The 25,224-nt window shown below is 67.6% G+C and carries 23 protein-coding genes; 14 read left to right on the top strand and 9 right to left on the bottom strand.

Features of this window, described 5'->3' with window-relative positions; translation table 11 throughout:
* Positions 1-56 precede the first annotated feature (56 nt).
* Both bamA and GIY56_RS00350 read left to right on the top strand, forming a co-directional pair.
* A complete protein-coding gene (gene bamA / locus GIY56_RS00355) occupies positions 57-2,357 on the top strand; it encodes an outer membrane protein assembly factor BamA (RefSeq protein WP_154762839.1) in 2,301 nt (766 codons plus the stop codon).
* Positions 2,358-2,365: 8 nt separating this feature from the next.
* Entirely contained in the window at positions 2,366-2,983 is a 618-nt protein-coding gene (locus tag GIY56_RS00350) for an OmpH family outer membrane protein (protein ID WP_196053507.1), read from the top strand.
* Here GIY56_RS00350 and GIY56_RS00345 read toward each other — a convergent pair.
* Entirely contained in the window at positions 2,980-3,918 is a 939-nt protein-coding gene (locus tag GIY56_RS00345) for a nucleoside hydrolase (RefSeq protein ID WP_154762837.1), read from the bottom strand. The genes GIY56_RS00350 and GIY56_RS00345 overlap by 4 nt on opposite strands.
* A 109-nt stretch (positions 3,919-4,027) precedes the next feature.
* Between GIY56_RS00345 and GIY56_RS00340 the strand changes: the two genes are divergently transcribed.
* On the top strand, positions 4,028-5,836 hold the full coding sequence (locus GIY56_RS00340) for an ABC-F family ATP-binding cassette domain-containing protein (RefSeq protein ID WP_154762836.1): 1,809 nt from the start codon (positions 4,028-4,030) through the stop codon (positions 5,834-5,836).
* Here the strand turns inward: GIY56_RS00340 and GIY56_RS00335 are convergent.
* Entirely contained in the window at positions 5,833-6,807 is a 975-nt protein-coding gene (locus GIY56_RS00335) for a putative zinc-binding metallopeptidase (protein ID WP_154762835.1), read from the bottom strand. The genes GIY56_RS00340 and GIY56_RS00335 overlap by 4 nt on opposite strands.
* A 261-nt stretch (positions 6,808-7,068) precedes the next feature.
* Between GIY56_RS00335 and rplU the strand changes: the two genes are divergently transcribed.
* The 4 genes from rplU (at position 7,069) to GIY56_RS00315 (ending at position 9,500) form a co-directional block, all read left to right on the top strand.
* Complete coding sequence (gene rplU / locus GIY56_RS00330; RefSeq protein ID WP_154762834.1) at positions 7,069-7,431, top strand: 50S ribosomal protein L21; 363 nt, start codon at positions 7,069-7,071, stop codon at positions 7,429-7,431.
* Positions 7,432-7,443: 12 nt separating this feature from the next.
* The gene (gene rpmA / locus GIY56_RS00325; protein WP_154762833.1) at positions 7,444-7,716 is read left to right on the top strand and encodes a 50S ribosomal protein L27; all 273 of its coding nucleotides are present in this window, start codon (positions 7,444-7,446) and stop codon (positions 7,714-7,716) included.
* Between the two features lie 92 nt (positions 7,717-7,808).
* Positions 7,809-8,375 (top strand): GNAT family N-acetyltransferase, encoded by a 567-nt coding sequence (locus GIY56_RS00320; protein ID WP_196053533.1) that lies wholly within the window; start codon positions 7,809-7,811, stop codon positions 8,373-8,375.
* A 144-nt stretch (positions 8,376-8,519) separates the two neighbouring features.
* Positions 8,520-9,500 carry an LLM class flavin-dependent oxidoreductase gene (locus GIY56_RS00315; protein WP_328288419.1) on the top strand — a complete coding sequence of 327 codons (981 nt, stop codon included), beginning with the start codon at positions 8,520-8,522 and terminating at the stop codon, positions 9,498-9,500.
* 274 nt (positions 9,501-9,774) lie between these two features.
* Here GIY56_RS00315 and trpS read toward each other — a convergent pair whose 3' ends face one another.
* Positions 9,775-10,809, bottom strand: coding sequence for a tryptophan--tRNA ligase (trpS, locus tag GIY56_RS00310; protein WP_154762830.1), 1,035 nt, complete (start codon positions 10,807-10,809; stop codon positions 9,775-9,777).
* 75 nt (positions 10,810-10,884) lie between these two features.
* Between trpS and GIY56_RS00305 the strand changes: the two genes are divergently transcribed.
* Together GIY56_RS00305 and GIY56_RS00300 are read left to right on the top strand one after the other, a co-directional pair.
* Positions 10,885-11,586, top strand: coding sequence for a rhomboid family intramembrane serine protease (locus GIY56_RS00305; protein WP_154762829.1), 702 nt, complete (start codon positions 10,885-10,887; stop codon positions 11,584-11,586).
* A 49-nt stretch (positions 11,587-11,635) separates the two neighbouring features.
* Positions 11,636-12,391 (top strand): SDR family NAD(P)-dependent oxidoreductase, encoded by a 756-nt coding sequence (locus tag GIY56_RS00300; RefSeq protein WP_154762828.1) that lies wholly within the window; start codon positions 11,636-11,638, stop codon positions 12,389-12,391.
* Positions 12,392-12,412: 21 nt separating this feature from the next.
* Here GIY56_RS00300 and murJ read toward each other — a convergent pair whose 3' ends face one another.
* The 3 genes from murJ to GIY56_RS00285 are packed head-to-tail and all read right to left on the bottom strand — an operon-like array spanning position 12,413 to position 17,947.
* A complete protein-coding gene (gene murJ / locus GIY56_RS00295) occupies positions 12,413-13,945 on the bottom strand; it encodes a murein biosynthesis integral membrane protein MurJ (RefSeq protein ID WP_154762827.1) in 1,533 nt (510 codons plus the stop codon).
* Between the two features lie 4 nt (positions 13,946-13,949).
* The gene (locus tag GIY56_RS00290) at positions 13,950-16,733 is read right to left on the bottom strand and encodes a [protein-PII] uridylyltransferase (RefSeq protein ID WP_154762826.1); all 2,784 of its coding nucleotides are present in this window, start codon (positions 16,731-16,733) and stop codon (positions 13,950-13,952) included.
* A 2-nt stretch (positions 16,734-16,735) separates the two neighbouring features.
* On the bottom strand, positions 16,736-17,947 hold the full coding sequence (locus GIY56_RS00285) for a penicillin-binding protein activator (RefSeq protein ID WP_154762825.1): 1,212 nt from the start codon (positions 17,945-17,947) through the stop codon (positions 16,736-16,738).
* Between the two features lie 90 nt (positions 17,948-18,037).
* On the opposite strand from GIY56_RS00285, the gene rsmI reads away from it, so the two are divergent.
* From rsmI to GIY56_RS00270, 3 genes are all read left to right on the top strand, one after another.
* The gene (rsmI, locus tag GIY56_RS00280; protein WP_154762824.1) at positions 18,038-18,928 is read left to right on the top strand and encodes a 16S rRNA (cytidine(1402)-2'-O)-methyltransferase; all 891 of its coding nucleotides are present in this window, start codon (positions 18,038-18,040) and stop codon (positions 18,926-18,928) included.
* A 2-nt stretch (positions 18,929-18,930) separates the two neighbouring features.
* Complete coding sequence (locus GIY56_RS00275) at positions 18,931-19,368, top strand: YraN family protein (protein ID WP_154762823.1); 438 nt, start codon at positions 18,931-18,933, stop codon at positions 19,366-19,368.
* 209 nt (positions 19,369-19,577) lie between these two features.
* The gene (locus GIY56_RS00270; RefSeq protein ID WP_328288393.1) at positions 19,578-19,805 is read left to right on the top strand and encodes an H-type lectin domain-containing protein; all 228 of its coding nucleotides are present in this window, start codon (positions 19,578-19,580) and stop codon (positions 19,803-19,805) included.
* Here GIY56_RS00270 and GIY56_RS00265 read toward each other — a convergent pair.
* Together GIY56_RS00265 and GIY56_RS00260 are read right to left on the bottom strand one after the other, a co-directional pair.
* Positions 19,802-20,578, bottom strand: coding sequence for an alpha/beta fold hydrolase (locus GIY56_RS00265; protein ID WP_154762821.1), 777 nt, complete (start codon positions 20,576-20,578; stop codon positions 19,802-19,804). The genes GIY56_RS00270 and GIY56_RS00265 overlap by 4 nt on opposite strands.
* A complete protein-coding gene (locus GIY56_RS00260; RefSeq protein ID WP_154762820.1) occupies positions 20,575-21,174 on the bottom strand; it encodes a 2-hydroxychromene-2-carboxylate isomerase in 600 nt (199 codons plus the stop codon). The genes GIY56_RS00265 and GIY56_RS00260 overlap by 4 nt, the downstream gene beginning before the upstream one ends.
* A gap of 87 nt (positions 21,175-21,261) precedes the next feature.
* On the opposite strand from GIY56_RS00260, the gene GIY56_RS00255 reads away from it, so the two are divergent.
* Positions 21,262-22,281 (top strand): ribose-phosphate pyrophosphokinase, encoded by a 1,020-nt coding sequence (locus GIY56_RS00255; RefSeq protein ID WP_154762819.1) that lies wholly within the window; start codon positions 21,262-21,264, stop codon positions 22,279-22,281.
* A gap of 60 nt (positions 22,282-22,341) precedes the next feature.
* Here GIY56_RS00255 and purD read toward each other — a convergent pair whose 3' ends face one another.
* Positions 22,342-23,598 (bottom strand): phosphoribosylamine--glycine ligase, encoded by a 1,257-nt coding sequence (purD, locus tag GIY56_RS00250; protein WP_154762818.1) that lies wholly within the window; start codon positions 23,596-23,598, stop codon positions 22,342-22,344.
* A gap of 62 nt (positions 23,599-23,660) precedes the next feature.
* On the opposite strand from purD, the gene xseA reads away from it, so the two are divergent.
* Positions 23,661-25,214 (top strand): exodeoxyribonuclease VII large subunit, encoded by a 1,554-nt coding sequence (gene xseA / locus GIY56_RS00245; protein WP_154762817.1) that lies wholly within the window; start codon positions 23,661-23,663, stop codon positions 25,212-25,214.
* The last annotated feature ends 10 nt before the right edge of the window (positions 25,215-25,224 follow it).

Genomic DNA, 25,224 nt, shown 5'->3' with positions numbered 1-25,224 from the left:
GCAAAAGAAGGTGCCGCAAGCAGCGCCAACGCAGGCTGACGACAAGAGGGGCAGCAATGACACGGAAACTGGGCAAGGGCGCGGTCGCGCTGATGACCGCCTTGACGATCGCGGCCCCGGCGGCGCTGATCCCGGGTGCTGCGGCAGCCTATGTCTTCAACGACGTGCGCATCGAGGGTTCGGCGCGGGTCGAGCCGGCAACGGTCCTGTCCTATGCCGACATCGCGCGCGGCCAGGACGTGTCGGCGGGCGAGTTGAACGACGCCCTGCAACGGTTGCAGAATTCCGGCCTGTTCGAGACGGTCGAGATCGTGCCGCAGGGCAACGTCCTGGTGATCCGCGTCAGCGAATATCCCACGATCAACCAGATCAGCTTCGAGGGAAACCGCCGCATCAATGACGAACAGCTGGCCGAGGTCGTGCAAAGCGAATCGCGCCGGGTCTATCAGCCCAGCCAGGCCTTGCAGGACGCCAACAACATCGCCCAGGCCTATGCCGCGCAGGGCCGCCTGGCCGCGCGCGTGGACCCTCGCATCATCCGCCGCAGCGACAACCGCGTCGATCTGGTCTTCGAGGTCCGCGAAGGCAACGTCACGGAAATCGAGCGCATCGGCTTTACCGGCAACCGCGCCTTCAGCGACCGCCGCCTGCGCAACGTGCTGGACACCAAGCAGGCGGGCATCCTGCGCACCTTCATCCGCCGCGACACCTTCGCGCCCGAACGGCTGCAACTGGACGAACAGCTGCTGACCGATTTTTACCGTTCGCGCGGATACGCCGATTTCCGGGTTCAGGCGGTGGCCCCCGAACTGGCCCGCGAACGCGACGCCTTCTACATCACCTTCAACATCCAGGAAGGCCCGCGCTACCGTTTCGCGCAGGTCAACACGGTGTCCGAGATCCCGGGCGTCGATGCGGCGGCCTTTGCCGCGCAGAACCGCGTCGGGCGGGGCGATGTCTATAACCCCGCCGCCATCGACAACACCATCCGCCGGATGGAAACGGTAGCCATCCAGCAGGGGCTGAACTTCGTCAACATCGAACCCCGCGTGACGCGCAACCCGCAGTCGCAGACGCTGGACCTGACCTTTGCCGTCACCCGTGGCCCGCGCGTCTTCGTCGAACGCATCGACATCGAGGGGAACACCACCACGCTGGACCAGGTGATCCGCCGCCAGTTCAACACGGTCGAGGGCGATCCCTTCAGCCCGCGCGAAATCCGCAACGCCGCCGAACGCATCCGCGCGCTTGGCTATTTCAGCGATGCCCAGGTCGAAAGCCGCCCCGGCAGCAGCAACGAACAGGTCATCGTCGATGTCAACGTCGAGGAACAGCCGACCGGCTCGCTGTCCTTCGGGGCGTCCTATGGCGTGTCCTCGGGCGTGGGGCTGAACGCGTCCTTGCAGGAAAACAACTTCCTGGGCCGGGGCCAGACGGTCGGGCTGTCGGTTTCGACCGCGGATGGCGACCAGTCCTCGTCGCTGACCTTCATCGAGCCGTATTTCCTGGGCCGCGACCTGCGCTTCGGCTTCAACACCTATTACAACGTCACGGAAGCCCTGAACTCGGACTACAACACCCGGTCCGTGGGGATCCGTCCGTCCATCGAATTCCCGATTTCGCAAAACGGGCGGCTGGAACTGCGCTATCGCATTTCCAAGGAAACCCTGGGCGGGGTCGAGGAGGACAGCTCGACCCTGCTGCAGGCCGAGGAAGGGCAGCGCGTCACCTCGGCGCTTGGCTACAGCTATCTGTGGGACACGCGCGTCACCGGGCTGGATCCGCTGACCAGCTACAAGCTGCGCTTCTCGCAGGATTTCGCGGGGCTTGGGGGCGACACGAAAAGCGTGACGACCAGCGGGCTGGCCGGGGTGGAAAGCACCGCCTGGCGCGAGGAAGTCACCCTGCGCGCCGAATTCGAGGCAGGCGCGATCCATTCCTATGACGACTATTCGACCTGGATCCTGGACCGCTATCGCGGCGGCACGCGCATCCGCGGCTTTGAACCCAACGGCATCGGCCCGCGCGACCTGGCGGCCGAGAACGAGGACGGGTTGGGCGGCAACTATTTCTGGGTGGTCCGCACCGAGGCGCAGTTCCCCGTCGGCCTGCCCGAGGAATACGGGATTTCGGGCGGGTTGTTCGCCGATGTCGGGTCCATCTGGGGGCTGGACGAGACGGTCGGGACCGGGGGCGCCATCGTGGACGATTCGATGAACATCCGCGCCTCGGTCGGGGCCTCGCTGTTCTGGACGACGCCCATCGGTCCGCTGCGGTTCAACTTCTCGAAGGCCCTCAAGAAGGAAGACTACGACGAGGAGCAGAACTTCGACCTGACCATCTCGACCCGGTTCTGATGGGGACCATGCGGCGGCTTGCCACCTGTGCGCTGCTTGTCCTGGCAGGCGGCGCGCTGGCGCAAGAGGCGCCCGAAGGCGCCCCCGCCGCGCCGGAACTGCCCTCGCGCACGATCCAGACGCCCGCCGGTGCCAAGCCCCTGGCCGCGCCGATCCTGACCGTGGACCAGGACGTGCTGTTCACGGCATCCGACTGGGGCAGGCGCACGCAGCGCGTGCTGGAGGAGGAAGGCGGCAAGATCGAGGCCGAGAACGACCGCCTTGCCGCCCAGTTGTCAGCCGAGGAAGCCGAGCTGACCGAACAGCGCGCCACGCTGGACCCGGCCGAGTTTCGCAAGCAGGCCGAAGCCTTCGACACCCGCGCGACCGAGATCAGACGCCAGCGCGCGCAGGTCGTGCAGGATCTGAACGCCTGGGCCGCGGCCGACCGCGCGGCCTTTTATCGCGCGGCGCTGCCCTTGATGGGCGAGATGATGCAGGAACGCGGGGCCGTCGCGGTCCTGGACCGGCGCACGGTCTTCGTGTCGCTGGACGCCATCGACCTGACGCAGGATCTGGTCGCGCGGTTGAACAGGGACCTGGGCGACGGCGCCGGGACCGTGCCCTTGAAGGGTCAGGCGGACTAGGGCAGCCGCGCCAGCCGTTCGCTCAGCAGGTCGAAGACGCCGCCGCGGTCCAGATCGCGGATGAACAGCGCGTTGGCGGGCCGCCCCGTGACGCGCCACCAGTCGGCGACCGTCATGCCGGTGGTGAAGCGGCCTTCCGTCTCGATCTCGACATTGATCTCGCGGCCCCGGAACAGGTCGGGGCGCAAGAGCCAGGCGATGGTGCAGGGGTCGTGCAGGGGCGCGCCGTGGCTGCCGTATTTCTCCTTGTCGAAGCGTTCGAAGAAATCGATCCAGCTGGCGATGGCCGGGCCGCAGCGGCCGGGCAGGGCGCGCATCCCCTCGATCCAGTCGCGAGAGGTCAGCGCCTGATGGGTGGCGTCCAGCGGCATCACCACCAGCGGCACGCCTGCGGCAAAGACGGCGGCGGCGGCTTCGGGATCGACGAAGATGTTGAATTCGGCGGCGGGGGTGACGTTGCCCACCTCGAAATAGGCGCCGCCCATCAGGACGATTTCCTGGACGCGAGCGATGATGTCGGGTGCCTGGCGGAAGGCCTGGGCGATGTTGGTCAGGGGACCGATGGGCACCAGCGTCACCGTGCCCGCCGGTTCGCGCCGCAGCGTGTCGATGATGAAATCGACGCCGTGCCGCGCTTGCAGGGGAACGGTCGGTTCAGGCAGCTCGATGCCGTCCAGTCCCGTCTGGCCGTGGACGTTCTCGGCCGTCACCAGCTTGCGCGACAAGGGCCGGTCGCAGCCCGCGAAGACCGGGATGTCGGGCCGCCCCGCCAGTTCGACGATCTTGCGCGCGTTCAACGCGGTCAGCGGCAGCGGCACGTTTCCGGCCACGGCGGTCAGGCCCAGCACCTGCAGTTCCGGGCTGGCCAGCGCCAGCAGGATCGCCACCGCGTCGTCCTGGCCGGGATCCGTGTCGATGATGATCTTGCGCGCCATGCCGACTCCTGACTTGCGCCGCTGTTGTGGGATCGAAACGCGCGGGACGCAAGCCCCGCGTGGCCGGTGATCCATTGACCACCCGCCCGCCCCGCGCTAGGGCGCAGCCATGGCACGCGCACCCCTTCTTCAACTGACCGACATTTCCCTGACCTTTGGCGGCGATCCCGTGTTCGACGGGCTGTCCCTGACGGTCCAGCCGGGCGACCGCGTGGCCCTGGTGGGCCGCAACGGATCGGGCAAATCGACGCTGATGAAGGTCATGGCGGGCCTGGTCGAGGTGGACCGGGGCGAGGTCGTGGTCAGCGCGGGCGTGTCCACCGGCTACATGGAGCAGGATCCCGACCTGTCGGGCTTCGCCACCCTGGGCGATTTCGCCGCATCGGGCCTGCCGGAATCCGAATCCTACCGCGTCGCCATGGCGGCCGAGGGGTTGAAGTTCGATCCTGCCCGCCCCGTGGAAACCGCATCCGGCGGCGAACGCCGCCGCGCGGCACTCGCCCGGCTGCTGGCGCGGGCGCCCGAACTGATGCTGCTGGACGAACCCACCAACCACCTGGACATCGAGGCGATCGGCTGGCTGGAAGATCACTTGTCGCAGACCCGCGCGGCTTACGTCATCATCAGCCACGACCGCGCCTTCTTGCGCCGTCTGACCCGCGCGACCCTGTGGATCGACCGGGGCGAGGTGCGCCGCCAGGAACGCGGCTTCGAGGGGTTCGAGGACTGGCGAGAGGCCGTGTGGTCGGCGGAAGATGACGCCCGCCACAAGCTGGACCGCAAGATCAAGGCCGAGGCCCGCTGGGCGGTCGAAGGCATCAGCGCGCGGCGCAAGCGCAACCAGGGCCGGGTCCGCGCGCTGGCGGCCCTGCGCGCCGAACGCGGCGCCCAGATCCGGCGCCAGGGCACGGCGGCCATGGCGTTCGATTCCGGCACGCAATCGGGCAAGAAGGTGATCGAGGCCAAGGGCATCGCCAAGGCCTTTGGCGACCGCACCATCCTGCAACCCTTTGACCTGCGGGTGAACCGGGGCGACCGGGTGGCGTTCGTCGGTCCGAACGGCGCGGGCAAGACCACGCTGATCAAGATGCTGACCGGAGAGATCGCACCCGACCAGGGCACCGTCACGCTGGGCACCAACCTGGAGCTGGCGGTCTTTGACCAGACCCGGTCGGCGCTGAACCCCGACCAGACGCTGTGGGAATCGCTGACGGGCGATCCCGACATGCGCGTCTCGGGCCGGGCCGATCAGGTGATGGTGCGGGGGCAGCCCCGGCATGTCGTGGCCTATCTCAAGGATTTCCTGTTCGACGACGCGCAGGCCCGCGCGCCCGTGCGCAGCCTGTCGGGCGGCGAAAAGGCGCGGCTGCTGCTGGCGCGGCTGATGGCGCGCCCGTCGAACCTGCTGGTGCTGGACGAGCCGACCAACGACCTGGACGTGGAAACGCTTGATCTGTTGCAGGATCTGCTGGGCGAATACGACGGCACCGTGCTGCTGGTCAGCCACGACCGCGACTTCATCGACCGCGTGGCCGACACGACCGTGGCGATGGAAGGCGACGGGCAGGCCATCGTCTATGCGGGCGGCTGGTCCGATTACCAGGCGCAGCGGGGCGAGGATGCGCCCGTCACCCTCGACAGCGCGCCGAAGAAGCCCGAGGCCGCGTCTGAGAAGCCCAAGGCCACCAAGGCCGGCCTGTCCTTTACGGAACGCCACCGCCTCGACGCGCTGCCTGCCGTGATCGCGCGGCTGGAGGCCGAGATCGCCAAGCTGACCGAGTTCCTGGCGCAGCCCGACCTGTTCACGACCGCGCCTGCCAAGTTCCGAAAGGCGACCGAGGCGCTTGCCGAACGGCAGCAGGCGCTGTCGGCCGCCGAGGAAGAATGGCTGACGCTGGAGGAAAAGGCCGCCTCCTAGGCCCCGCGTTCCGCATGGCTGCTGATCCAGCCATGCGCGAACTTGATCTTTTCCCGGATTTTCGGCGTCAGGATGAAGGGATACAGGTCCGAATTGTCCAGCGCGCGGTTGATGTCGTTGATGGCGATGGCCACGGCGGCCGCGATGTTCAGCAGCCGGTCGGCATCCGTGTCGGCATAGGGCTGATAATCCTCGGGGATGTCCTTCATGGACAGGCCCGCGCTGACGAAGCTGTCGGTGAAATCGACCATGTGCAGCAGATGGGCTACCGTCTCGGCCCAGTCCTCGTGCGGGTGAGAGGTCGCATAGGCGGTGATGAAATCCTCTCCCGAATCCTTGGGATTGTCGTAATGCTCTTGCAGCGCGGCGGCGTAATCGGCGGTCTCGTCCCCGAACAGGGGGCGGAATTCGTCGGTGAAGCCCGGCGCGGCAGCCAGCCGGTCGAACAGGAAATGCGCCAGTTCGTGCCGGAAATGGCCGACCATCGACCGATACTGCTCGCCCAGCTGGTGCTGGCGTTGCACGCGGATCAACTCGTCCGCCTCGGTCACGTTGATGACGATCTCGCCGTTGTCGTGGCCCATCATGATCTGCACGGCCCGCCCGCCGCCGGTGTTTTCGGACAGCATCTGGAAGCGGGGCCGCATCCCCCCGTCCGCGTCGGTGAACCATTGCCAGTTCGACAGGTTGGCCAGCACCCAGCGTTTCGCCCGTTCGGCGCGCGCCAGCAATTGCTGGTTGTCGCCCACGTTCAGCGCGGGCACCGTGTCGGACATGGCGCAGGACCGGCACAGCGTTTCGCCCGGAACGGCGGCCCAGTTGCACTGGATGGTGTCGCGGTTGGCGCAAGGCTCGGCCTCGTTCCACATGGCGCGGGCCTCGGGTTCGTAGAACAGCGGCTCGCCGCAGGCGCAGAACAGGTTGTCGAAATAGACGCGGGTGTCGCAGGCGGGGCAGGTGAAGCTTTGCATGATGATGTCCTTGAAGGGCTGACAGGAAAACCGCGTCCCGCGCCGCGGTTCCAGCCGCCCGCCGAAATATCGCCGCTGTTGCCTGCTTGACTTGCAGGGCCTGATCCGCCATATGCACGCGGACCGGCCGGGCGAACGCCCTGGGCCGGTGCGTTATTTTCAATGACATCCCCATGCGCGGGATGCGCTGTCCGAAGGCGGGAAACCCCAACGCCGGAGCGATCCGGGGCCAAAGGGCGCGGAAACAAGGGAAACGAAGCGATGTTCGCGGTTCTGAAGACGGGCGGCAAGCAATACAAGGTGCAGGCGGGCGACGTTCTGCGCGTCGAAAAGCTGAATGCCGCGGCTGGCGACAAGGTCCAGTTCAATGAAATCCTGATGGTCGGATCGACCCTGGGCGCGCCGATGGTCGATGGCGCCTGCGTCCAGGCCGAGGTGATCGACCAGATCAAGGCCGACAAGGTCATCACCTTCGTCAAGCGCCGCCGCAAGCACAGCTCGCAGCGCACGCGCGGGCATCGCCAGCAGCTGACCCTGCTGCGGGTGACCGATGTTCTGGCCGAAGGCGCGGCTTCGACCGGCGTGAAGACCGCCGTCGGCGCCCGCACCAAAGAAAACGCGTAAGGAGATCGAACCATGGCACACAAGAAAGCAGGCGGTTCGTCCCGCAACGGTCGTGATTCCGCCGGTCGCCGTCTGGGCGTCAAGCTGTATGGCGGCCAGGCCGCCATTGCCGGCAACATCATCGTGCGCCAGCGCGGCACCAAGTGGTGGGCGGGCGACAATGTCGGCATGGGCAAGGACCATACCCTGTTCGCCCTGTCCGACGGGCACGTGACCTTCAAGAAGGGCCTGAAGGGCCGCACCTTCATTTCGGTGGTCCCCGCGACCCTCGAAGCCGCCGAGTAACCCGAGCTTAACATTTCACTGTTACAGGGGGATCGGCGAAAGCCGGTCCCCCGCCTGTTTTCCGGGGAGGGAAGATGGTCATGTCTGCACCGATGCGGGAGGGAACGCGCTTGGACGATCTGAAGATTTCGGACTCTGCGCTGAACCAGCCCGTCATCGCCACCGAACGGTTCATCCTGCGCCCGCTGCGTCCTTCGGATGCCGGGATGATCGCGCATTACACCTCGGACAAGCGCGTGGCCGAAGGGACGCGGGCCATTCCGCATCCCTTGCCGCCCGGGGCTTCCGAAGCCTTTGTCGCGCGCGCCTTGTCGCCCGACCGGACCGAGGATGTCTGGGCCATCGACGGTTCCGCCAACAAGCTGGCCGAACTGCTGGGCGTCGTGTCCCTGACCCGGATGGAGGGGGACCAGTCCGAACTGGGCTTCTGGATCGGCGCGGGATTCTGGAACACCGGCTTCGCGACCGAGGCGGTGGATGCGCTGGTGCGCGCCAACCCGCACAAGGCCCGCACCCTGTTCGCCGAGGCGTTCCAGGACAATCCCGGTTCGGCCCGGGTGCTGACCAATTGCGGCTTCGTCTATCTGGGCGATGCCGAAAGCTGGTCGGTGGCCCGCGATGCCCGGGTGCCGACCTGGACCTATCTGCGCAAGATGTAAGGGCAGGGGGCGCTCGCGCCCCCTCTGGCGCGCAAACGCGCCATTCACCCCCTGAGGATATTTTCGTGAAGAAGAAGCCGGTTGCAGAATCTGCATCCGGCCGCTTGCATTCCGGGGCCAAGCGCATAACTCGGCCTCATGAACATTCCGTATTCCCTTCTCGACCTGTCGCCGGTGCCCGAGGGTTCCGAGGCCGCGGACGCGATCCGCAACACCCTGGACCTTGCGCGTCAGGCGGAAGGCTGGGGCTATCGCCGCTTCTGGCTGGCGGAACACCACAACATGCCCGGCATCGCCAGCGCCGCGACTGCCGTGCTGATCGGGCTGGTGGCCCAGGTGACCTCGCGGATCCGGGTGGGCGCGGGGGGCATCATGCTGCCGAACCACGCGCCGCTGACCGTGGCCGAGGCGTTTGGCACTCTGGCCACTGCATTCCCGGATCGCATCGACCTGGGCCTTGGCCGGGCGCCGGGCGGGGACGGTGCCGTCATCCGCGCGCTGCGGCGCGACCCGATGGCCGACAGCTTTCCGCAGGACGTGGTCGAGTTGCTGGACTATCTTGGTCCCGAGCGTCCCGGCGCCGCGGTGCGCGCGCTGCCGGGCGAGGGGACGAATGTCCCGGTCTGGATCCTGGGCAGCAGCCTGTTCGGCGCGCAACTGGCCGCGCATCTGGGGCTGCCCTATGCCTTTGCCAGCCATTTCGCGCCGGGGGATATGGAGCAGGCCATCGCCATCTATCGCGACCGTTTCCGCCCCGGCCCGTGGAACGACCAGCCTCGGGTCATGATCGCGGTCAATGTCTTTGCCGCCGATGAGGCCGAGGAGGCGCGGTATCTGCGGACCTCGATGCAACTGGCATTTGCGCGGCTTCGGACCGGGATGCCCGGCAAGCTGCCGCGCCCGGTGCGCGACCTGGACGGCGAGATCGGCCCGCAGATGCGGCACATGGTCGATGGGGCGCTGAAGATCAGTGCGGTCGGCGATGCGGTGCAGGTGAAGGACCAGATTCAGGCGCTGATCGCGCAATACCGGCCGGACGAGGTGATCCTGACCGGACAGATCCACGACCATGCGGCGCGGCTGCGCAGCTTCGAGATCGCGGCAGAGGTGATGAACTCCCTGTAGGACGCGGCTGGCAGGATGGCGCTGTGCTGTCTTGCTGGCGGTCTTGTCTGAACACGGGCGGGCGGAAGGCTGGCTGGTGTTCACAAGCTGGCTTGCGGAAAGGCTGGCTGGCTGTTGCCTTTCTTCTAGCCCGCGTTCAGGCGTCATGCAAGAGAAAACAAGCAAAATCAGATAGTTGATTGTTTCGGTCGGGTGATGCCGCACCCTTGGTCAACCACGGCATGAAAAAGCCGCCGACACGTCCGCATCGGCGGTTTCTTCAGCTTCCCGAAAATCAGGGCCGGGTGCGCAGCAGGCCCATGATTTCCTTGGTGCGCTCCAGGATCGGGGTCGCGATCTCGTCCGCGCGCACTGCGCCCTGGCCCAGGATCCGGTCGATTTCCGCCGGATCGGCCATGTAGTCGTTCATCCGCCGGGTGATCGGCTCCATCGAGGCGACGGCCAGGTCCGCCAGCGCGGGCTTGAAGGCGCCGAAGCCCTGGCCCTCGAAGCGCGCCAGCACCTGGTCGGGCGTTTCGTCCGCCAGGGCGGCATAGATGTTGACCAGGTTCCGTGCCTCGGGGCGGTCCTTCAGCCCGTCGGTGCTGCCGGGCAGGGGGTCGGCGTCGGTGCGGGCCTTGCGGATCTTCTGGGCAATGGCGTCGGCGCTGTCGGTCAGGTTGATGCGGCTTGCGTCCGAGGGGTCCGATTTCGACATCTTTTTCGATCCGTCCCGAAGCGACATGACCTTGGTCGCCACCCCCTCGATCAGCGGTTCGGTGATCGGGAACTGCTCGACGCCATAGTCGTGGTTGAACTTGGCGGCAATGTCGCGGGTCAGTTCCAGATGCTGCTTCTGATCCTCGCCCACCGGCACGGCGGTGGCCTGATAGGTCAGGATGTCCGCGGCCATCAGTGCGGGATAGGCCAGCAGGCCCAGGCTGACGTTTTCGGTGTTCTTGCCCGCCTTGTCCTTGAACTGCGTCATCCGGTACATCCAGCCGACGCGGGCGACCGTGTTGAAAAGCCAGGCCATTTCGGCATGGGCGCTGACTTGGCTCTGGTTGAACAGGACCGACTGCGCGGGATCCACGCCTGCCGCCATGAAGGCCGCCGCGGCCTCGCGGATGTTGCGGCGCAGGGTTTCGGGATCCTGCCAGACGGTGATCGCGTGCAGGTCCACCAGGCAATAGATCGTCTGGGCCTCGCCCCCTTGCAGCGCCGCGAAACGCTTGAGCGCGCCCAGGTAATTGCCCAGCGTCAACCCGCCCGAGGGCTGGATCCCCGAGAAGATGCGCGGGGTGAAACGGGTCTTTGTCGTCTCGGTCATGGCGGGCCTGCTTGGATTTTCCGTGCGGTTGGCTTAGCCCTTGGCCGCAAGGACCGCAACCGCGAAGGAAACCCGATGCGCCAGGCCATGCCCGTCTCTCCGCTCAACCCGCTGCCGGCGGTTCTCTGGGCGCTGGCCCTGCCCGCCATCGCGGGCGAGATCGTGTTCCTGCTGGGCCAGACCGGCCTGATCGGCGGCGCGCAGGGCGTGGGCCTGCGGCTGAGCGCGATGCAGATGACCGCCTTCGCGCCCGAGATGGTGCAGCGCATGTGGCAGGTCGGCGCGGTCGATTGGGACCAGGCTTACCGCATCCTGTCCTACAGCTTCGTCAACACCTCGTTCACCCATGCGCTGTTCGTGGTCGTCTTCACCCTGGCGCTTGGCAACATGATCGCGCGCGAGTTCCGGCCCTGGGCGGTCGTGGCGCTGTTCTTGGGGTCGGCCATCGGCGGGGCGCTGGTCTATACGGCGGTGATCTCGGCCCTGCCGGGGCGGCCGGGGCCGCTGATCGGCGGCTATCCGGCGGTCTATGGGCTGGTGGGCGCCTTCACCTTTCTGCTGTGGTCGCGGTTGGGGGCGGTTCATGCCAACCGGATGCGCGCCTTTACCCTGATCGGGATGCTGCTGGCGTTTCAGTTGGTCTTCGGCATCGTCTTCGGCGGCGCGGGCTATGGCTGGATCGCCGAGATCGCGGGGTTCGGCGCGGGCTTCCTGCTCAGCTTCGTGCTGGTGGATGGCGGGGTGCAGCGGGTGTTGCGCCAGATCAGGGCGCGTTGACGATTTCCGTGGCACCATCAGCCATCTTCCAGCAAGGAAAGGACATCCGATGAAGATCGAATTCGCAGGCAGGACGGGCATCGTGACAGGGGCCGCCTCCGGCATCGGCAAGGCGATCGCCGAAGGCTATGCGGCATCCGGCGGCACGGTCATCGTGTCAGACATGAAGCTGGAAGCCGCGCAGAAGGTCGCGGATGCGATCACCGCCGCGGGCGGCAGCGCCCATGCCTGCGCCGCCGATGTCGCCAGCGAGCAGGATGTCGAGGCGCTGGTGCGCTTTGCCGAGGACAGGACGGGATCTTTGTCGCACATGGTCAACAATGCCGGGATCGGCGGGGCGCAGGGGAAGGCGGGCGAGTATCCCGTGGACGCCTGGAAGAAGGTCATCGACGTGAACCTGACCGGGGTCTTCCTGGGGATGCGCTTTGCCATTCCCGCGATGAAACGGGCCGGGGGCGGGGCCATCGTCAACGTCTCGTCCATCCTGGGTTCGGTGGGCCTTGCCGGGTCGCCGGCCTATGTCGCGGCCAAGCATGGCGTGAACGGCCTGACCAAGACGGGGGCGCTGGATCATGCAGCCGACGGGATTCGGGTGAACGGGGTCGGGCCGGGCTTCATCAGCACGCCGATGCTGGACGAGAACCTGGACAAGGCGACGCTGGATTACCTGGCCACGCAACATGCCCTTGGACGCCTGGGCACGGCGGACGAGGTGGCCTCGCTGGTGCTGTATCTGCTGTCGGACCTGGCCAGCTTCATCACCGGATCCTATCACCTGGTCGATGGCGGCTATACGGCCCGATAGGCGCGCGGCGGTCCGCAGGCATCAACGCCCCCGCCGGACCGCCGCCCTCAGGTCCGACAGCCGATAGGCGCGCGTCGCGAAGCTGAGCGTGAAATAGATCGCGGCCCCGCCGAAGACCAGGATCGCCAGGCCAGCAACGCGCCCGGCATCCGCCCGGTCCAGCCAGCCCATGATCGCCCACAAGGCCCCCGCCATCAGCGCCGATGACAGCACGATCAGCGGCGTCTTGCGGCGCAGGCGGTCGTCGGCGCGGGCGGCATCGCCCATGGCGCGGGTGCCCCACCACAGCTGCGCGACCATGATCCAGGCGGCGACCGTGGTGCCAAGGGCGGCGGCCAGGAAACCCAGCGAGGGCATCAGGCCAAAGGCGACGATGGCGTTGACGATCATCGACCACACGGCATAGCGGAACGGGGTCTTCGTATCCTCGCGCGCGAAATACAGCGGTTGCAGGATCTTCTGCAGCACGAAGGCGGGCAGGCCGCAGGCATAGACGACCAGGGCGCGGGCGGTCTGGGTGGTATCATAGGCCGTGAACTCGCCGCGCTGGAACAAGGTGCGGACCATCGGTTCGGCGATCACGGCGATGGCGAAGGCGGCGGGCAGGGTCAGGAACAGCCCGAATTCCGTCGCGCGGGAATAGGCGGACTGGCCGCCCGCGTGATCGCCCGCCCGCAACCGGCGCGACAGTTCGGGCAGCAGCACCACGGCCACGGCCGCGCCCACGACGCCCAGGGGAAGCTGATACAGGCGGTCGGAATAGGACAGCCAGGAAATCGCGCCTTCGAAATGGCTGGCGACCTGGCGGCCGACCAGCAGGTTGATCTGCACCACGCCCCCCGCGAAGGCGGCAGGCAGGGCGACGGCCAGCAGGCGGCGCATGTCGGGCGTCAGGCGCGGGCGCTGCAGGCGGAAGGACCAGCCCGTGCGGCGCGCGTCCCACCAGACCAGCGCAAGCTGCGCGATCCCGGTCAGCGGGGTGGCCCAGGCCAGCGTCAGGCCCACGTCCCAGCCTTGCCACCACGCCACCGCCATGGCGGCGATGAACAGCAGGTTCAGCAGCACCGGCGCGGCGGCGGCGGCGGTGAAGCGGCCGTTCGCGTTCAGCACGCCCGAGATCATCGAGGCCAGCGAGATCAGCAGGATATAGGGAAACATGATCCGGCCATACTGGACCGCCAGCGGAAACCGTTCGTCCCCCGCAAAGCCCGAGGCCATCAGCCAGACCAGCCCCGGCATGAAGATCATCGCCACCGCCGACAGGATCAGCACGGACATCAAGAGGCCCGAGAACGCCTCGGACGCGAAACGTTGCGCGTCCGCGCGGTCGTCCAGCTTCTTGGCGAACATGGGCACGAAGGCGGTGTTGAAGGCGCCTTCCGCGAAGAAGCGGCGGAACATGTTGGGCAGCGACAGGCCGACGAAGAAGGCGTCGGCCACGGCCCCGCTGCCCAGCCAGGCGGCCATCAGGATGTCGCGGACAAAGCCCGACAAGCGCGACACGAAGGTCCAGATCCCTACCGAAAGGAATCCCCGCACCAGTCCCGATTTCATGTGTTCAAGCCTCTGCCCGTTTTGCCCCGTCGGCGATGGCCGCGCGCAGTTTCTTTTCCAGCGCGTCGCGTTTGGCGTCGCTGTGCAGTTTCAGGCCGAACATATCCTTGACGTAGAAACTGTCCACCACCTGCGCGCCGAATGTCGCGATCACGGCGCTGACGATCTGGATATGGTTCGCCGCCAGCGTCCGCGTCAGGTCGTAAAGCAGGCCCGGGCGGTCGCGGGTATCGACCTCGATGATGGTATAGATGTCGCTGCCTTCGTTGTCGAAGGTGACATGGGTGGGGAACTTGAATTCCCGCGTGCGCTTCTTGGGCTTGTCGCGGGTGGCAAAGGCCTCGCGCGCGACGATCTCGCCCTTCAGGATGCTGAGAATCTTCTGGCGCAGCCGGGGCATCCGGTCTTCGTCGAAGGGGCTGCCGTCGGGATCCTGGACCCAGAAGACGGCGGTCGCAAAGCCGTCGCGCGTCGTGTAGGTCCGCGCATCGACCACGTTCGCGCCCATCAGCGTCAGCGCCCCGCACAGGCGGGAAAAGATGCCCGGATGGTCGGACAGCACGAAGGCCGCGCGCGTCGCGTCGCGGTGGGTGTCGGCGCGCAGGTCGGTGCGGATTTCGTCTGGGCCGATGCCGTTCAGCAGTTCGGCGAATGTGGCCTGCGTTTCGGTCGGAAGGCCCGACCAATAGCTGTCGTAATGCCGCCCCAACTCGGCCCGGATCGCCCGCGCGTCCCACCCCTTGGCGATCAGCATGTGGCGCAGGCTGCGCTTGGCCTCGTTCTGGCGGCGGTCGCGGTTCAGGTCCTCCATGCCGTTTTCCAGGACAAGGGCGGTCTCCTGGTGCAGCTTGCGCAGCAGCGCGGCCTTCCAGTTGTTCCAGGTGCCGGGACCGACGCCGCGGATGTCGCACACCGTCAGCACCAGAAGCATGTCCAGCCGCCTGCGCGTCTTCACCGCCTTGGCGAAGTCGCGCAGGGTGCGGGGGTCGGCGATGTCGCGTTTCTGCGCCACGTCCGACATCAGCAGGTGGTTGCGGACCAGCCATTCCACCGTGTCGATGTCGTCTTGGGGAAAGCCGAAGCGCGCCGCGATCCGCCGCGCCAGCCGCGCCCCCAGGATCGAGTGATCCTCTCGCCGGCCCTTGCCGATGTCGTGCAGCAGGGTCGCCAGATACAGGACGCGGCGGTTGATGCCGGATTCCATGATCGCGCTGGACAGGGGCAGATCCTCGGGATGCTCGCCCCGCTCGATCTCGGCCAGCGCCGCGACGCATTGGATCGAATGTTCGTCCACTGTGTAGTGGTGATACATGTTGAACTGCATCATCGCCACCACCGGCTCGAATTCCGGGATGAAGGCCGCCAGCACGCCCAGCTCGTTCATGCGGCGCAGGCCCCGTTCCGGGTTGCCGTGCTTGAGCAGCAGATCCATGAAGATGCGGGTGGCCTCGGGGTCCGACCGCACCTTGTCGTCGATCAGATCCAGGTTGGCCGCGACCAGGCGCATCGCGTCGGGGTGGATCAGGATGCCGGTGCGCAGCGCCTCCTCGAACAGGCGCAGGATGTTCAGGGGATCCTTCAGGAACTCGGCATCGTTGGTGATGCTCAGCCGGCCGTGGTTGTCGGTGAAGCCGTCCCGCAGCTTGCGGCGGCGGCGGAACAGGCGGCCCAGAAAGGGGGCGCTGCGGACGTGGCGGGCCTCGAGTTCCGTCAGGAAGACGCGGGTCAACTCGCCTACATGGGTGGCGTGGCGGAAGTAGTCCTGCATGAAATACTCGACCCCGCGCCGGGCCGATGTGTCGCGATAGCCCATGCGCCGCGCCACCTCGACCTGCATGTCGAAGGACAGGACATCCACGGGGCGTCCCGCGATCAGGTGCAGGTGGCAGCGCACGGCCCACAGGAAATCCTCGGCCTGCCAGAAGGCCCCGTGTTCCTCGCGCGTGAAGACGCCCAGATCGACCAGCTCGACCGCGCGGTCCACGCGGTGGATGTATTTCGCGATCCAGTAGAGGGTCTGGAGGTCGCGCAGGCCCCCCTTGCCCTCCTTGACGTTGGGTTCCAGGACATACCGCTGCCCGCCCTGGCGCTGGTGACGGGCGGCGCGTTCATCCAGCTTGGCCTCGATGAATTCGGGAACGGTCTTCGAGAACAGCTCGACCCACAGGCGTTCGCGCAATTCCCCGGCCAGGGGGGCGTGGCCCGTGACCAGGCGGTGTTCCACAAGCGAGGTGCGGATGGTCATGTCGCCCGCGCCCAGGCGGATGCAGTCATCCACGCTGCGGATCGAATGGCCGATCTTCAGCTTCAGATCCCACAGGATGTACAGCATGGATTCGACCACGCTTTCGGCCCAGGCGGTGATCTTCCACGGCGTCAGGAACAGCAGGTCCACGTCGGACGCCGGCGCCATTTCCGCCCGGCCATAGCCGCCCACGGCCAGCACCGCCAGCCTTTCGGCGTCCGAGGGGGATTGCTGCGGATGCAGGCGGGTGGTTGCAACGTGGTGGGATGCGATGACGATGCCGTCCGTCAGGCTGGCGATGGCGCGGACGGTTTCGCGCGCGGCGCGGGGATGGCTGGCAAGGCCCGCCTCGATCGCCGCCATGGCCCCGGCCCGCGCCTCGGACAACAGCGCCACGGTGCGGGCGCGGATGTCCTTGCGCTCGGTCAGGCCGGCAAGGGCCTGGTCCAGGATCGGCAGAAATCGGGCGGGGTCAAAGATCGGATGCGCCCCGGGCAGGGCCGGGGCGCTTTGCAGGATGGTCGCGTCGGGCAGGTCGGCCAAGATCAGAACCCGAAGCCGCCGCCGAAGCCGCGCGGCGCGGGTTCCAGGATGACCAGCCGGTTGCCGCGCAGGGTGGCCACCGCCAGCGCCCGTTCCGAGGTTCCGTCCGGACGCAGCCGGAAGACCCCGCCCACGCCCGCAAAGCCCGCGTTCTGCGTCAGCCCCGTGGTCGTCAGCGCATTGCGCTTGCCGCTGCGCGCCAGCGAGGCGATGGCGGCGACCCCGTCATAGGCCAGGCTCGCCAGTTCATGCGGCTGCTCGCCATGGGCGCTGCGATAGCGGGCGTCGAACTGCGCTTTCAGGCCCTGGTCCGGGATCGCGAACCAGCCTTCCTGCAACTGCGGCATCGAGATCCGGTTGGCGGGCTGGTCCCAGCGGGTCAGCCCCATCATCTGCGTCACGGGCGACCGGACACCGGCGGCGGCCAGCTTTTCGGTCAGGTAGGGCAGCACGGCCTGGTTGTTGGCGGTCATGAACACCGCATCGACCTGGCCCGACTGCGCGGCGGCCACGATCTGCGGCGTCACGGCGTCGATGCCCGTGACCGACACGGAATGGTTCGATCGTCCCGCCAGGCGGGCGCCGTTGCGGGCGATGGCGGTCTCGATCGCGCGGCCGCCCAGCTGGCCCGCGATGTCGTCCTCGGCCACGACATAGATGTTGCGCTTGCCCTGGCGGGTGCCATAGGCGACCAGGCGGTCCGCGACATTGGCGAAGCTGTTGCCCAGGATGAAGACGTTGCCGCCCGCGATCTCGGCATTGTTCGAGAAGGTCAGCACGTTGATGTTGCGCGGCCGCATGGCATTGCCCACGGCATTCGCGCCTTCGGCGAACAGCGGGCCGACGATGATCTGCGCGCCCGCGTCGGCCGCCGCATTGGCCTGGGCCACGGCCTGTTCGGTGCTGGTGCCGGTGTCATAGACGCGCAGGTCGATGCTGGCGCCCTGCGCATCCGCCGCCGCCATCCGCGCGGCGTTCTTCAGGCTGCGCGACAGCCATTCCAGATCGGCCGAGCCGCTGCCGCCGGGGGCCAGCAGGGCCACGCGCACGGGTTCGCCGGGATTGATCAGGGGACCGATGGCAGGGCCGCTGGCCCGCTGCGATCCGCCCGCCGGCTCGCAGGCAGCAAGGACGAAGGCGGACAGGATGGCAACGGCACCGGCAACGACGCGGCGCCATCCGGCGGCGGGCCGGGTTGTGGCGGAAACGACCATATGAAACTTTCCTGCTGTGAGGTATCGCCGAGGTGCGGGCAGCCTAGGACCAACGGGCTGGCTTGGCAATCAGTCGGAAGGAAAACGCAGATGGACATCCAGCCCCCGCAGCGCCTGGCCGCCCATGTCGAGGCAAGGCCGCTCGACACCGGCCTTTACCTGGTGGCGACGCCCATCGGCACGGCCCGCGACATCACCCTGCGCGCGCTGGACGTGCTGAATGCCGCCGACGTGCTGGCGGCCGAGGATACGCGCGTGCTGCGCCATCTGCTGGACATCCACGGCGTCCCGCTGCGGGGGCGGCGGATCCTGCCCTATCACGACCACAACGGGGAACGTGCCCGTCCCGCGCTGCTGGCCGCCCTGGCCGGGGGCGCAAGCGTCGCCTATGCCTCGGACGCGGGCACGCCGCTGGTGGCCGATCCGGGCTTCCGCCTGGCACGGGAAGCCGCGGCGTCCGGCCACCGCGTCCACGCCCTTCCCGGCCCCTCGGCCCCCCTGGTGGCGCTGAGCCTGTCGGGCCTGCCAAGCGACCGCTTCCTGTTCGCGGGCTTTCCTCCGTCAACAAGGGGCGCGCGCATGACCTGGCTGCGGCAATGGATGGCGGTGGATGCGACGTTGATCCTGTTTGAAAGCCCCCGGCGCGTTAATCAAACATTGGAAGAGATGTGCGAGGTTGATGCGAATCGGATTACGGTGGTGGCGCGGGAACTGACCAAGAAGTTCGAGGAGGTGATCCGCGGCACGGCCGCCGAACTGGCGCAGGATCCGCGCATGGCCGTCCTGAAGGGCGAGGTCGTGATGCTGGTCGATCGGCCGGGCGCCGTGGTGGCCGACGAAGGGATGATACGGCAGGCCCTGGGGGCCAGGCTGGGGCGGATGACGGTGAAGGATGCCGCGAAAGAGGTTGCGGCGGAATTGGGATTGGCACGGCGCGAGGTTTACCAGATCGCGCTGTCCCTGGATGAAGGCGAGGAGTGATCATGAGCTATGCCAAGGCGGGGGATTTCGACCGGGCACTGCCTGTTGCATCGGGACCGGTGTCGGCTGCACGGCGCACGCGTGGGCGACTTGCCCACCTGGCGGGAACCCTTGCCGAGGACAGCGTTGCCCGCAGCCTGGAAGGCAAGGGCATGACGATCCTGGCGCGGCGCTGGCGCGGCAAGGCAGGGGAAATCGACCTGATCTGCCGGGATGGGCAGTGCCTGATCTTTGTCGAGGTCAAGCAGTCCGCCACCCATCACGAAGCCGCGCAGCGGTTGGGTGCGGCCCAGCAGGGCCGCATCATGCGTGCGGCGCTGGAATACTGCGACAAGGAAGGCCATGCGCCGCTGCCGGAGATGCGCTTCGATGCCGCGCTGGTGGATGGGCAGGGCCGGATCGAAATCCTCGAACGGGCGTTCGAGGAGGCCTTTGCCTGAACCGTGCCATGCCGCCGGTCGCCGCATGAGCAGCCTCACGGCAGGGGCGGACCGTCAAACTCTCCACAAAGCTGGGCTAAAGGTCGCTGATGCAGAAATTCGGTCATCACGCAGTCGGGGTTTGCCAGGGATCCCGGCTGCTGTTTTCGGCATTCGAGGATCAGGGCGTCATGTGGACAAGCGAGGGACCGCGCACTGTTCGCCAGTCCGTGACCTTTGCGCAAGCCTTTACTGCCCCGCCTGTGGTCCATGTGGCAATCGGCATGTGGGATATCGCCGGGGATGCGAACCAGCGGGCCGACATCTGCGCCGAACAGGTGACCGCACGGGGCTTCGACATCGTCTTCCGCACCTGGGGCGATACAAGGGTTGCACGGATCCGCGCCGACTGGCTGGCCATCGGTACGGTCCGTCATGAAGACGACTTCGCTGTCTAGGCGCGGTCGAGGTTGACGGCGATCAGCCCGGCGGTTTCGTCCGGATGGGTCAGCGGCAGCATGTGGCCCGCCCCCGGCACGCTGGCGCGGCCGACATCGGCGAGGCGCGCGGCCAAGGCCTCGGCGATGGCGTGGATGACCGCCGGGGACCGCTCTCCCGCGATGATCAGCACGGGGGCGTCGATGGCCTCCAGCCCCCCATCCCGCAGGATGTTGGCACGGTCATGGGTCAGGGTGTCGTCGGTCGCGGCCACCAGGCGGATCTGGTCGGTCATCATCCGACAGGCGGGTGGGGGCAGGTCGTCGAAGGGCTGCGCGCCCCACAGGTCGATGAAGGCGCGGGCGGCATCCTCGATGTGGCCCTGGGCCAGATGGCCCGTGATGATCCGGCCGCGCGCGTCCTGCTCGGCGTTGGGCGCGGCCGCAAACAGCACCGGCTCGATCAGGGTCAGGCTGCGCACCGCCTCGGGCGCGGCGATGGCGATGCGGAGGGCAACGGTCGCGCCAAGGCTGTGGCCGATCAGATCCAGCGGCCGGTCGATGAAGCTGGCCGCGATCCGCGTGACGGCGGTGTGGAAATCCGGCCCCTCGGTTCCCTCCATCCAGGGGCCGCTGCGCCCATGACCCGGCATGTCGAAGCCGGTCAGATCGACGCGCCCCTCCAGCCGCCGGGCGATCGGTCCCCAGTAACCCGCGCTGCCCATCATGCAATGCAGGGCCAAGGCCGGGCGGTCCTTGTCGCCCGGCCAGTGGCGCTTGTGGATGCCGGTCATGGGGCCGACAGGTGCCGGTCGAGGAAATCCAGCCGGTCCTGGCCCCAGAACTTCTGCCCGCTTTCCCGCACCACATAGAAGGGCGATCCGAACACCCCCGCCTCGACCGCCTGTTCCAGGTTGCGGCCATAGGTTTCGGCGCCGATGAACAGGCCCTTGTCGGCCAGCGCGGGATCGAAGCCATGCGCCCCCAGGATGTCGCGAATGACGGCGTCGTCGCTGATGTCGCGATCCTCGGCCCAAATGGCGCGCAGGAAACCCTGCACCAACCCGCCCAGGTCACCGCCGCCCGCCTGTTGCGCGGCGATGATGGCATAGGAGGACGGCGCCATGTTCACCGGCCAATGGGCGGGCTTCACGTTCAGGGCCACCCCCAGGTGATCGGCCCAGCGAGGCAATTCCTGCGCGCGATAGTCCATCCGGCTGGGATGGCGGTTGGCCGGGCGCACCCCGCCGGTGCGGTCGAAAAGCTGCAATATATCCAGCGGCTTGTAGGTGATCGCAGCACCGTGGCGTTCCGCGATCCGTTCCAGCCGGTCGCCCGCCAGATAGGCCCAGGGGCTGATCGTTCCGAAATAGTAGTCGATATTGGCCATAAGGACGGTCCTTCGCGGTTTGCCCGCAGGCTAACCGGGTGATAAGGCGGGCGCAATCTGGCGAATCCCCGTGCAAAGGCCCCCTCCATGCCCGTCATGACCGAACCCAAGCTGATTTCCGGCAATGCGAACCGGACCCTTGCCGCGGCGATTGCCCGGCGGATGTCGATGCACCGGGGGATGAACGTCAGCCTTTGCGATGCCCGGATCGAGCGGTTCAACGACCAGGAAATCTTCGTCGAGGTGTTCGAGAATGTCCGGGGCGAGGACATGTACATCATCCAGCCGACCTCGAACCCGGCGAATGACAACCTGATGGAACTGATGGTGATGACCGATGCGCTGAGGCGGTCCTCGGCGGCGCGGATCACGGCGGTCATTCCCTATTTCGGCTATGCCCGCCAGGACCGCCGCGCCAAGGCCCGCACGCCCATCAGCGCCAAGCTGGTGGCGAACCTTCTGACCGAGGCGGGCATCGACCGGGTGCTGACGCTGGATCTGCACGCCGCCCAGATCCAGGGCTTTTTCGACATTCCGGTGGACAACCTGTATGCCGCGCCGGTCTTTGCGCTCGACGTGCAGCATCACTTCCGGGGCCGGATGAACGACCTGATGGTCGTGTCCCCCGACGTGGGCGGCGTGGCTCGCGCGCGCGAACTGGCGACGCGGATCGGCGCGCCGCTGTCCATCGTGGACAAGCGCCGCGAAAAGGCGGGCGAAGTGGCCGAGATGACCGTGATCGGCGATGTCGCGGGCAAGGTCTGCATCATCGTCGACGACATCTGCGACACGGCGGGCACGCTGGTGAAGGCCGCCCAGGTGCTGACCGACAACGGCGCGACCGAAGTTCACGCCTATATCACCCATGGCGTGCTGTCCGGCCCGGCGGTCGAGCGGGTGAGCAAGTCGGTGATGAAATCTCTGGTCATCACCGATTCGATCCAGCCGACCGATGCAGTGAAATCCGCGCCCAACATCCGCATCGTGCCGACCGCGCCGATGTTCACGCAAGCCATCCTGAACATCTGGAACGGCACATCGGTCAGCAGCCTGTTCGAGACGGACACCCTGCTGCCGATCTACGAGGGGCTGTATTCCAGCCTTTGACCTTGGTGCTTGCGGCCCCGTCGGATGCCTCCGGCGCGGATATTTGAGTGAAGAAGAAGCCTAGAGCGCGCGCCAGCCGATGTCGCGGCGGCAGAAGCCCTCGGGCCAGTCGAGGGCGTCCACCTGGGCATAGGCGCGTTCATGCGCCTCGGCCAAGGTCGCGCCGCGGCCGGTGCAGGCCAGGACGCGGCCGCCGGTGGCGATGACCTGGCCGTCCTTGCTGGCGGTGCCCGCGTGAAAGGTCATGGCGAAACTGGTTTCGGACAGGCCGTCCAGGCCGTTGATGACGCTTCCCTTTTCATGGGCACCCGGATAGCCCTGCGCGGCCATCACCACCGTCAGCGCGTGATCGTCGGCCCAGTTGACCGCGGCCCCGGCCAGCCGCCCCTCGGCGCAGGCCAGCAGCAGGTCCAGCGTCTGCGCGCCCAGGCGCATCATCAGCGCCTGGCATTCGGGATCGCCGAAGCGGACGTTGTATTCGACCAGCCGGGCCTGGCCCTTGTCGATCATCAGCCCCGCGTAAAGCACGCCCTGGAACGGCATCCCGCGCGCGGCCATCTCGGCCACGGTGGGGCGCACGATCCGGGCCATGACCTGTTCCTGCAAGGCCTCGGTCAGGATCGGCGCGGGGCTGTAGGCGCCCATGCCGCCGGTGTTCGGGCCGGTGTCGCCGTCGCCCACGCGCTTGTGGTCCTGCGCGGTGCCGATGGGAAGGCAGTCCGCGCCGTCGCACAGGACGAAGAAGCTGGCTTCCTCGCCCGCCATGAATTCCTCGATCACTACCGACATCTCGCCGAATTCGCCGTCGAAGATGGCGTCGATGGCGTCGTGCGCCTGGTCCACGGTTTCGGCCACGGTGACGCCCTTGCCTGCGGCCAACCCGTCGGCCTTGACCACGATGGGTGCGCCCTGGGCCGCGACGTGATCGCGTGCGCTGGCGGCATCGGTGAAGCGCGCCCAGGCGGCGGTGGGCGCCCCGCAGGCATCGCAGATTTCCTTGGTGAAGGCCTTCGACGCCTCGAGCTGGGCTGCGGCTTGCGAGGGGCCGAAGACCAGGAAGCCCGCGTCGCGCAGGGCGTCGGACACGCCGGCGGCCAGCGGCGCTTCGGGGCCGATCACCACGAAGTCGATGGCGTTTCCTTCGGCGAATTCCAGAACCTCGGCGCGCGACAGGATGTTCAGGTCGGCGCATTCCGCGACATTGGCGACGCCCGCATTGCCCGGGGCCACGATCAGGCGGTCGCATTTCGGGTTCTGCCGGATCGCCCAGGCCAGCGCATGTTCGCGCCCGCCGCCGCCAAGGATCAGGATGTTCATGGGCCGCCCTTTCGCTTCTGGTCGCGGCGTTCTAGTGTGGCGCGGCGAAGGGAACAAGACGCATGGATTTGCTGGAAGACGCGCCGGGCAGCAACGCGCATGAATTCACGGTTTCCGAACTGTCGGGCGCGGTCAAGCGCAGCCTGGAGGATCAGTTCGGCCGCGTTCGCGTGAGGGGCGAGATCGGGCGCGTGTCGCGGCCATCGTCGGGGCACATCTATTTCGACCTGAAGGACGACCGGTCCGTCCTGGCCGCCGTCACCTGGAAGGGGCAGGCCGCCAAGCTGGCGCAGCGCCCCGAGGAGGGGATGGAGGTCATCGCCACCGGCCGCATCACCACCTTTCCCGGCCAGTCGAAATACCAGCTGATCGTCGATCAGATCGAGCCTGCGGGCCTGGGCGCGCTGATGGCGATGCTGGAAAAGCGCCGCCAGGCCCTTGCGGCCGAGGGGCTGTTCGACGAGGCGCGCAAGCGCCCGCTGCCGTCGCTGCCCCGGGTGATCGGGGTCGTGACCTCGCTCTCGGGGGCGGTGATCCGCGACATCCTGCACCGGCTGCGCGACCGCTTTCCGACGCGCGTGTTGATCTGGCCGGTGGCCGTCCAGGGCGAGGGTTGCGCCCCCCAAGTGGCCGCCGCGATCCGGGGCTTCAACGATCTGCCGCAGGGCGGGCCGATCCCGCGCCCCGATCTGCTGATCGTCGCGCGGGGCGGCGGCAGCCTGGAGGATCTGTGGGGCTTCAACGAGGAAGCCGTGGTCCGCGCCGCCGCCGAAAGCCGCATCCCGCTGATTTCCGCCGTGGGGCATGAAACGGACACGACGCTGATCGACTTCGCCTCGGACCGCCGCGCGCCGACGCCGACGGCTGCGGCGGAAATGGCGGTGCCGGTGCTGGCGGAACTGGCGGCGAGGCTGGCCGAATCGCAGGCGCGGCTGACGCGGTGCAGCCAGCATCACATCGACCGCCCCCGGCAACGGCTGCGCGACCTGTCCCGCGCGCTTGGCCGCCCCGGCGCGCTGACCGAAGGCGCGCGGCAGCGGCTGGATCTGTGGGCCGGGCGGCTGGATCCGGCGCTGCACGGGTTGGTGCGCACCCGCAGGCACCAGCTTGCGGCGCGGCCCATGCCGGTGGCGCTGCTGCGGCGCTTCACCGACCGCAAGGCCCATGCGCTGCACGGGTTGGAACACCGGCTGGATTCGGCCGCGACCCGCAGGCTGGAACGGCGGCGCGACCGCACCGTGGCGATGGGGGAACGGCTGGAGGCCTCGCTGGCGCGGGTGATGGCCGGCACGCGGCGGGCGATCGCGCAGCAGGATCAGCGGCTGGCCGATCTGGCGCGGCGGCTGGATGGGGCCGTGCAGCGGGCGATCCGCAACCGCGACCAGGCGATGCAGCGGGTGGATCGGCTGCGCCTGTCGCTGGGCTACAAGGAAACGCTGAAGCGCGGCTTCGTGGTGGTCCATGGTCCCGATGGCGTGGTGACAACGGCACAGGCTGCGCGCCAACTGCCGCAGATGGACCTGGAGTTCGCCGATGGCCGCGTGACCGTCCGTCCCGAAAGCGCGCCAAAGCCTGCCCGCAAGCCCAAGCCGCCCGAACAGAAATCCCTGTTCTGATTTCACCTTT

Origin of the sequence: Paracoccus lichenicola (assembly GCF_009708075.1) — a bacterium.
Lineage (GTDB): Bacteria > Pseudomonadota > Alphaproteobacteria > Rhodobacterales > Rhodobacteraceae > Paracoccus > Paracoccus lichenicola.
Note: the sequence above shows the minus strand (reverse complement) of the source record. Positions and strands in the feature narration are given on the sequence as shown.

Coding starts and splice junctions, on each gene's coding strand:
- bamA (WP_154762839.1), top strand. CDS start 57: ATGACACGGAAACTGGGCAAGGGCGCGGTCGCGCTGATGACCGCCTTG.
- GIY56_RS00350 (WP_196053507.1), top strand. CDS start 2,366: ATGCGGCGGCTTGCCACCTGTGCGCTGCTTGTCCTGGCAGGCGGCGCG.
- GIY56_RS00345 (WP_154762837.1), bottom strand. CDS start 3,918: ATGGCGCGCAAGATCATCATCGACACGGATCCCGGCCAGGACGACGCG.
- GIY56_RS00340 (WP_154762836.1), top strand. CDS start 4,028: ATGGCACGCGCACCCCTTCTTCAACTGACCGACATTTCCCTGACCTTT.
- GIY56_RS00335 (WP_154762835.1), bottom strand. CDS start 6,807: ATGCAAAGCTTCACCTGCCCCGCCTGCGACACCCGCGTCTATTTCGAC.
- rplU (WP_154762834.1), top strand. CDS start 7,069: ATGTTCGCGGTTCTGAAGACGGGCGGCAAGCAATACAAGGTGCAGGCG.
- rpmA (WP_154762833.1), top strand. CDS start 7,444: ATGGCACACAAGAAAGCAGGCGGTTCGTCCCGCAACGGTCGTGATTCC.
- GIY56_RS00320 (WP_196053533.1), top strand. CDS start 7,809: ATGCGGGAGGGAACGCGCTTGGACGATCTGAAGATTTCGGACTCTGCG.
- trpS (WP_154762830.1), bottom strand. CDS start 10,809: ATGACCGAGACGACAAAGACCCGTTTCACCCCGCGCATCTTCTCGGGG.
- GIY56_RS00305 (WP_154762829.1), top strand. CDS start 10,885: ATGCGCCAGGCCATGCCCGTCTCTCCGCTCAACCCGCTGCCGGCGGTT.
- GIY56_RS00300 (WP_154762828.1), top strand. CDS start 11,636: ATGAAGATCGAATTCGCAGGCAGGACGGGCATCGTGACAGGGGCCGCC.
- murJ (WP_154762827.1), bottom strand. CDS start 13,945: ATGAAATCGGGACTGGTGCGGGGATTCCTTTCGGTAGGGATCTGGACC.
- GIY56_RS00285 (WP_154762825.1), bottom strand. CDS start 17,947: ATGGTCGTTTCCGCCACAACCCGGCCCGCCGCCGGATGGCGCCGCGTC.
- rsmI (WP_154762824.1), top strand. CDS start 18,038: ATGGACATCCAGCCCCCGCAGCGCCTGGCCGCCCATGTCGAGGCAAGG.
- GIY56_RS00275 (WP_154762823.1), top strand. CDS start 18,931: ATGAGCTATGCCAAGGCGGGGGATTTCGACCGGGCACTGCCTGTTGCA.
- GIY56_RS00265 (WP_154762821.1), bottom strand. CDS start 20,578: ATGACCGGCATCCACAAGCGCCACTGGCCGGGCGACAAGGACCGCCCG.
- GIY56_RS00260 (WP_154762820.1), bottom strand. CDS start 21,174: ATGGCCAATATCGACTACTATTTCGGAACGATCAGCCCCTGGGCCTAT.
- GIY56_RS00255 (WP_154762819.1), top strand. CDS start 21,262: ATGCCCGTCATGACCGAACCCAAGCTGATTTCCGGCAATGCGAACCGG.
- purD (WP_154762818.1), bottom strand. CDS start 23,598: ATGAACATCCTGATCCTTGGCGGCGGCGGGCGCGAACATGCGCTGGCC.
- xseA (WP_154762817.1), top strand. CDS start 23,661: ATGGATTTGCTGGAAGACGCGCCGGGCAGCAACGCGCATGAATTCACG.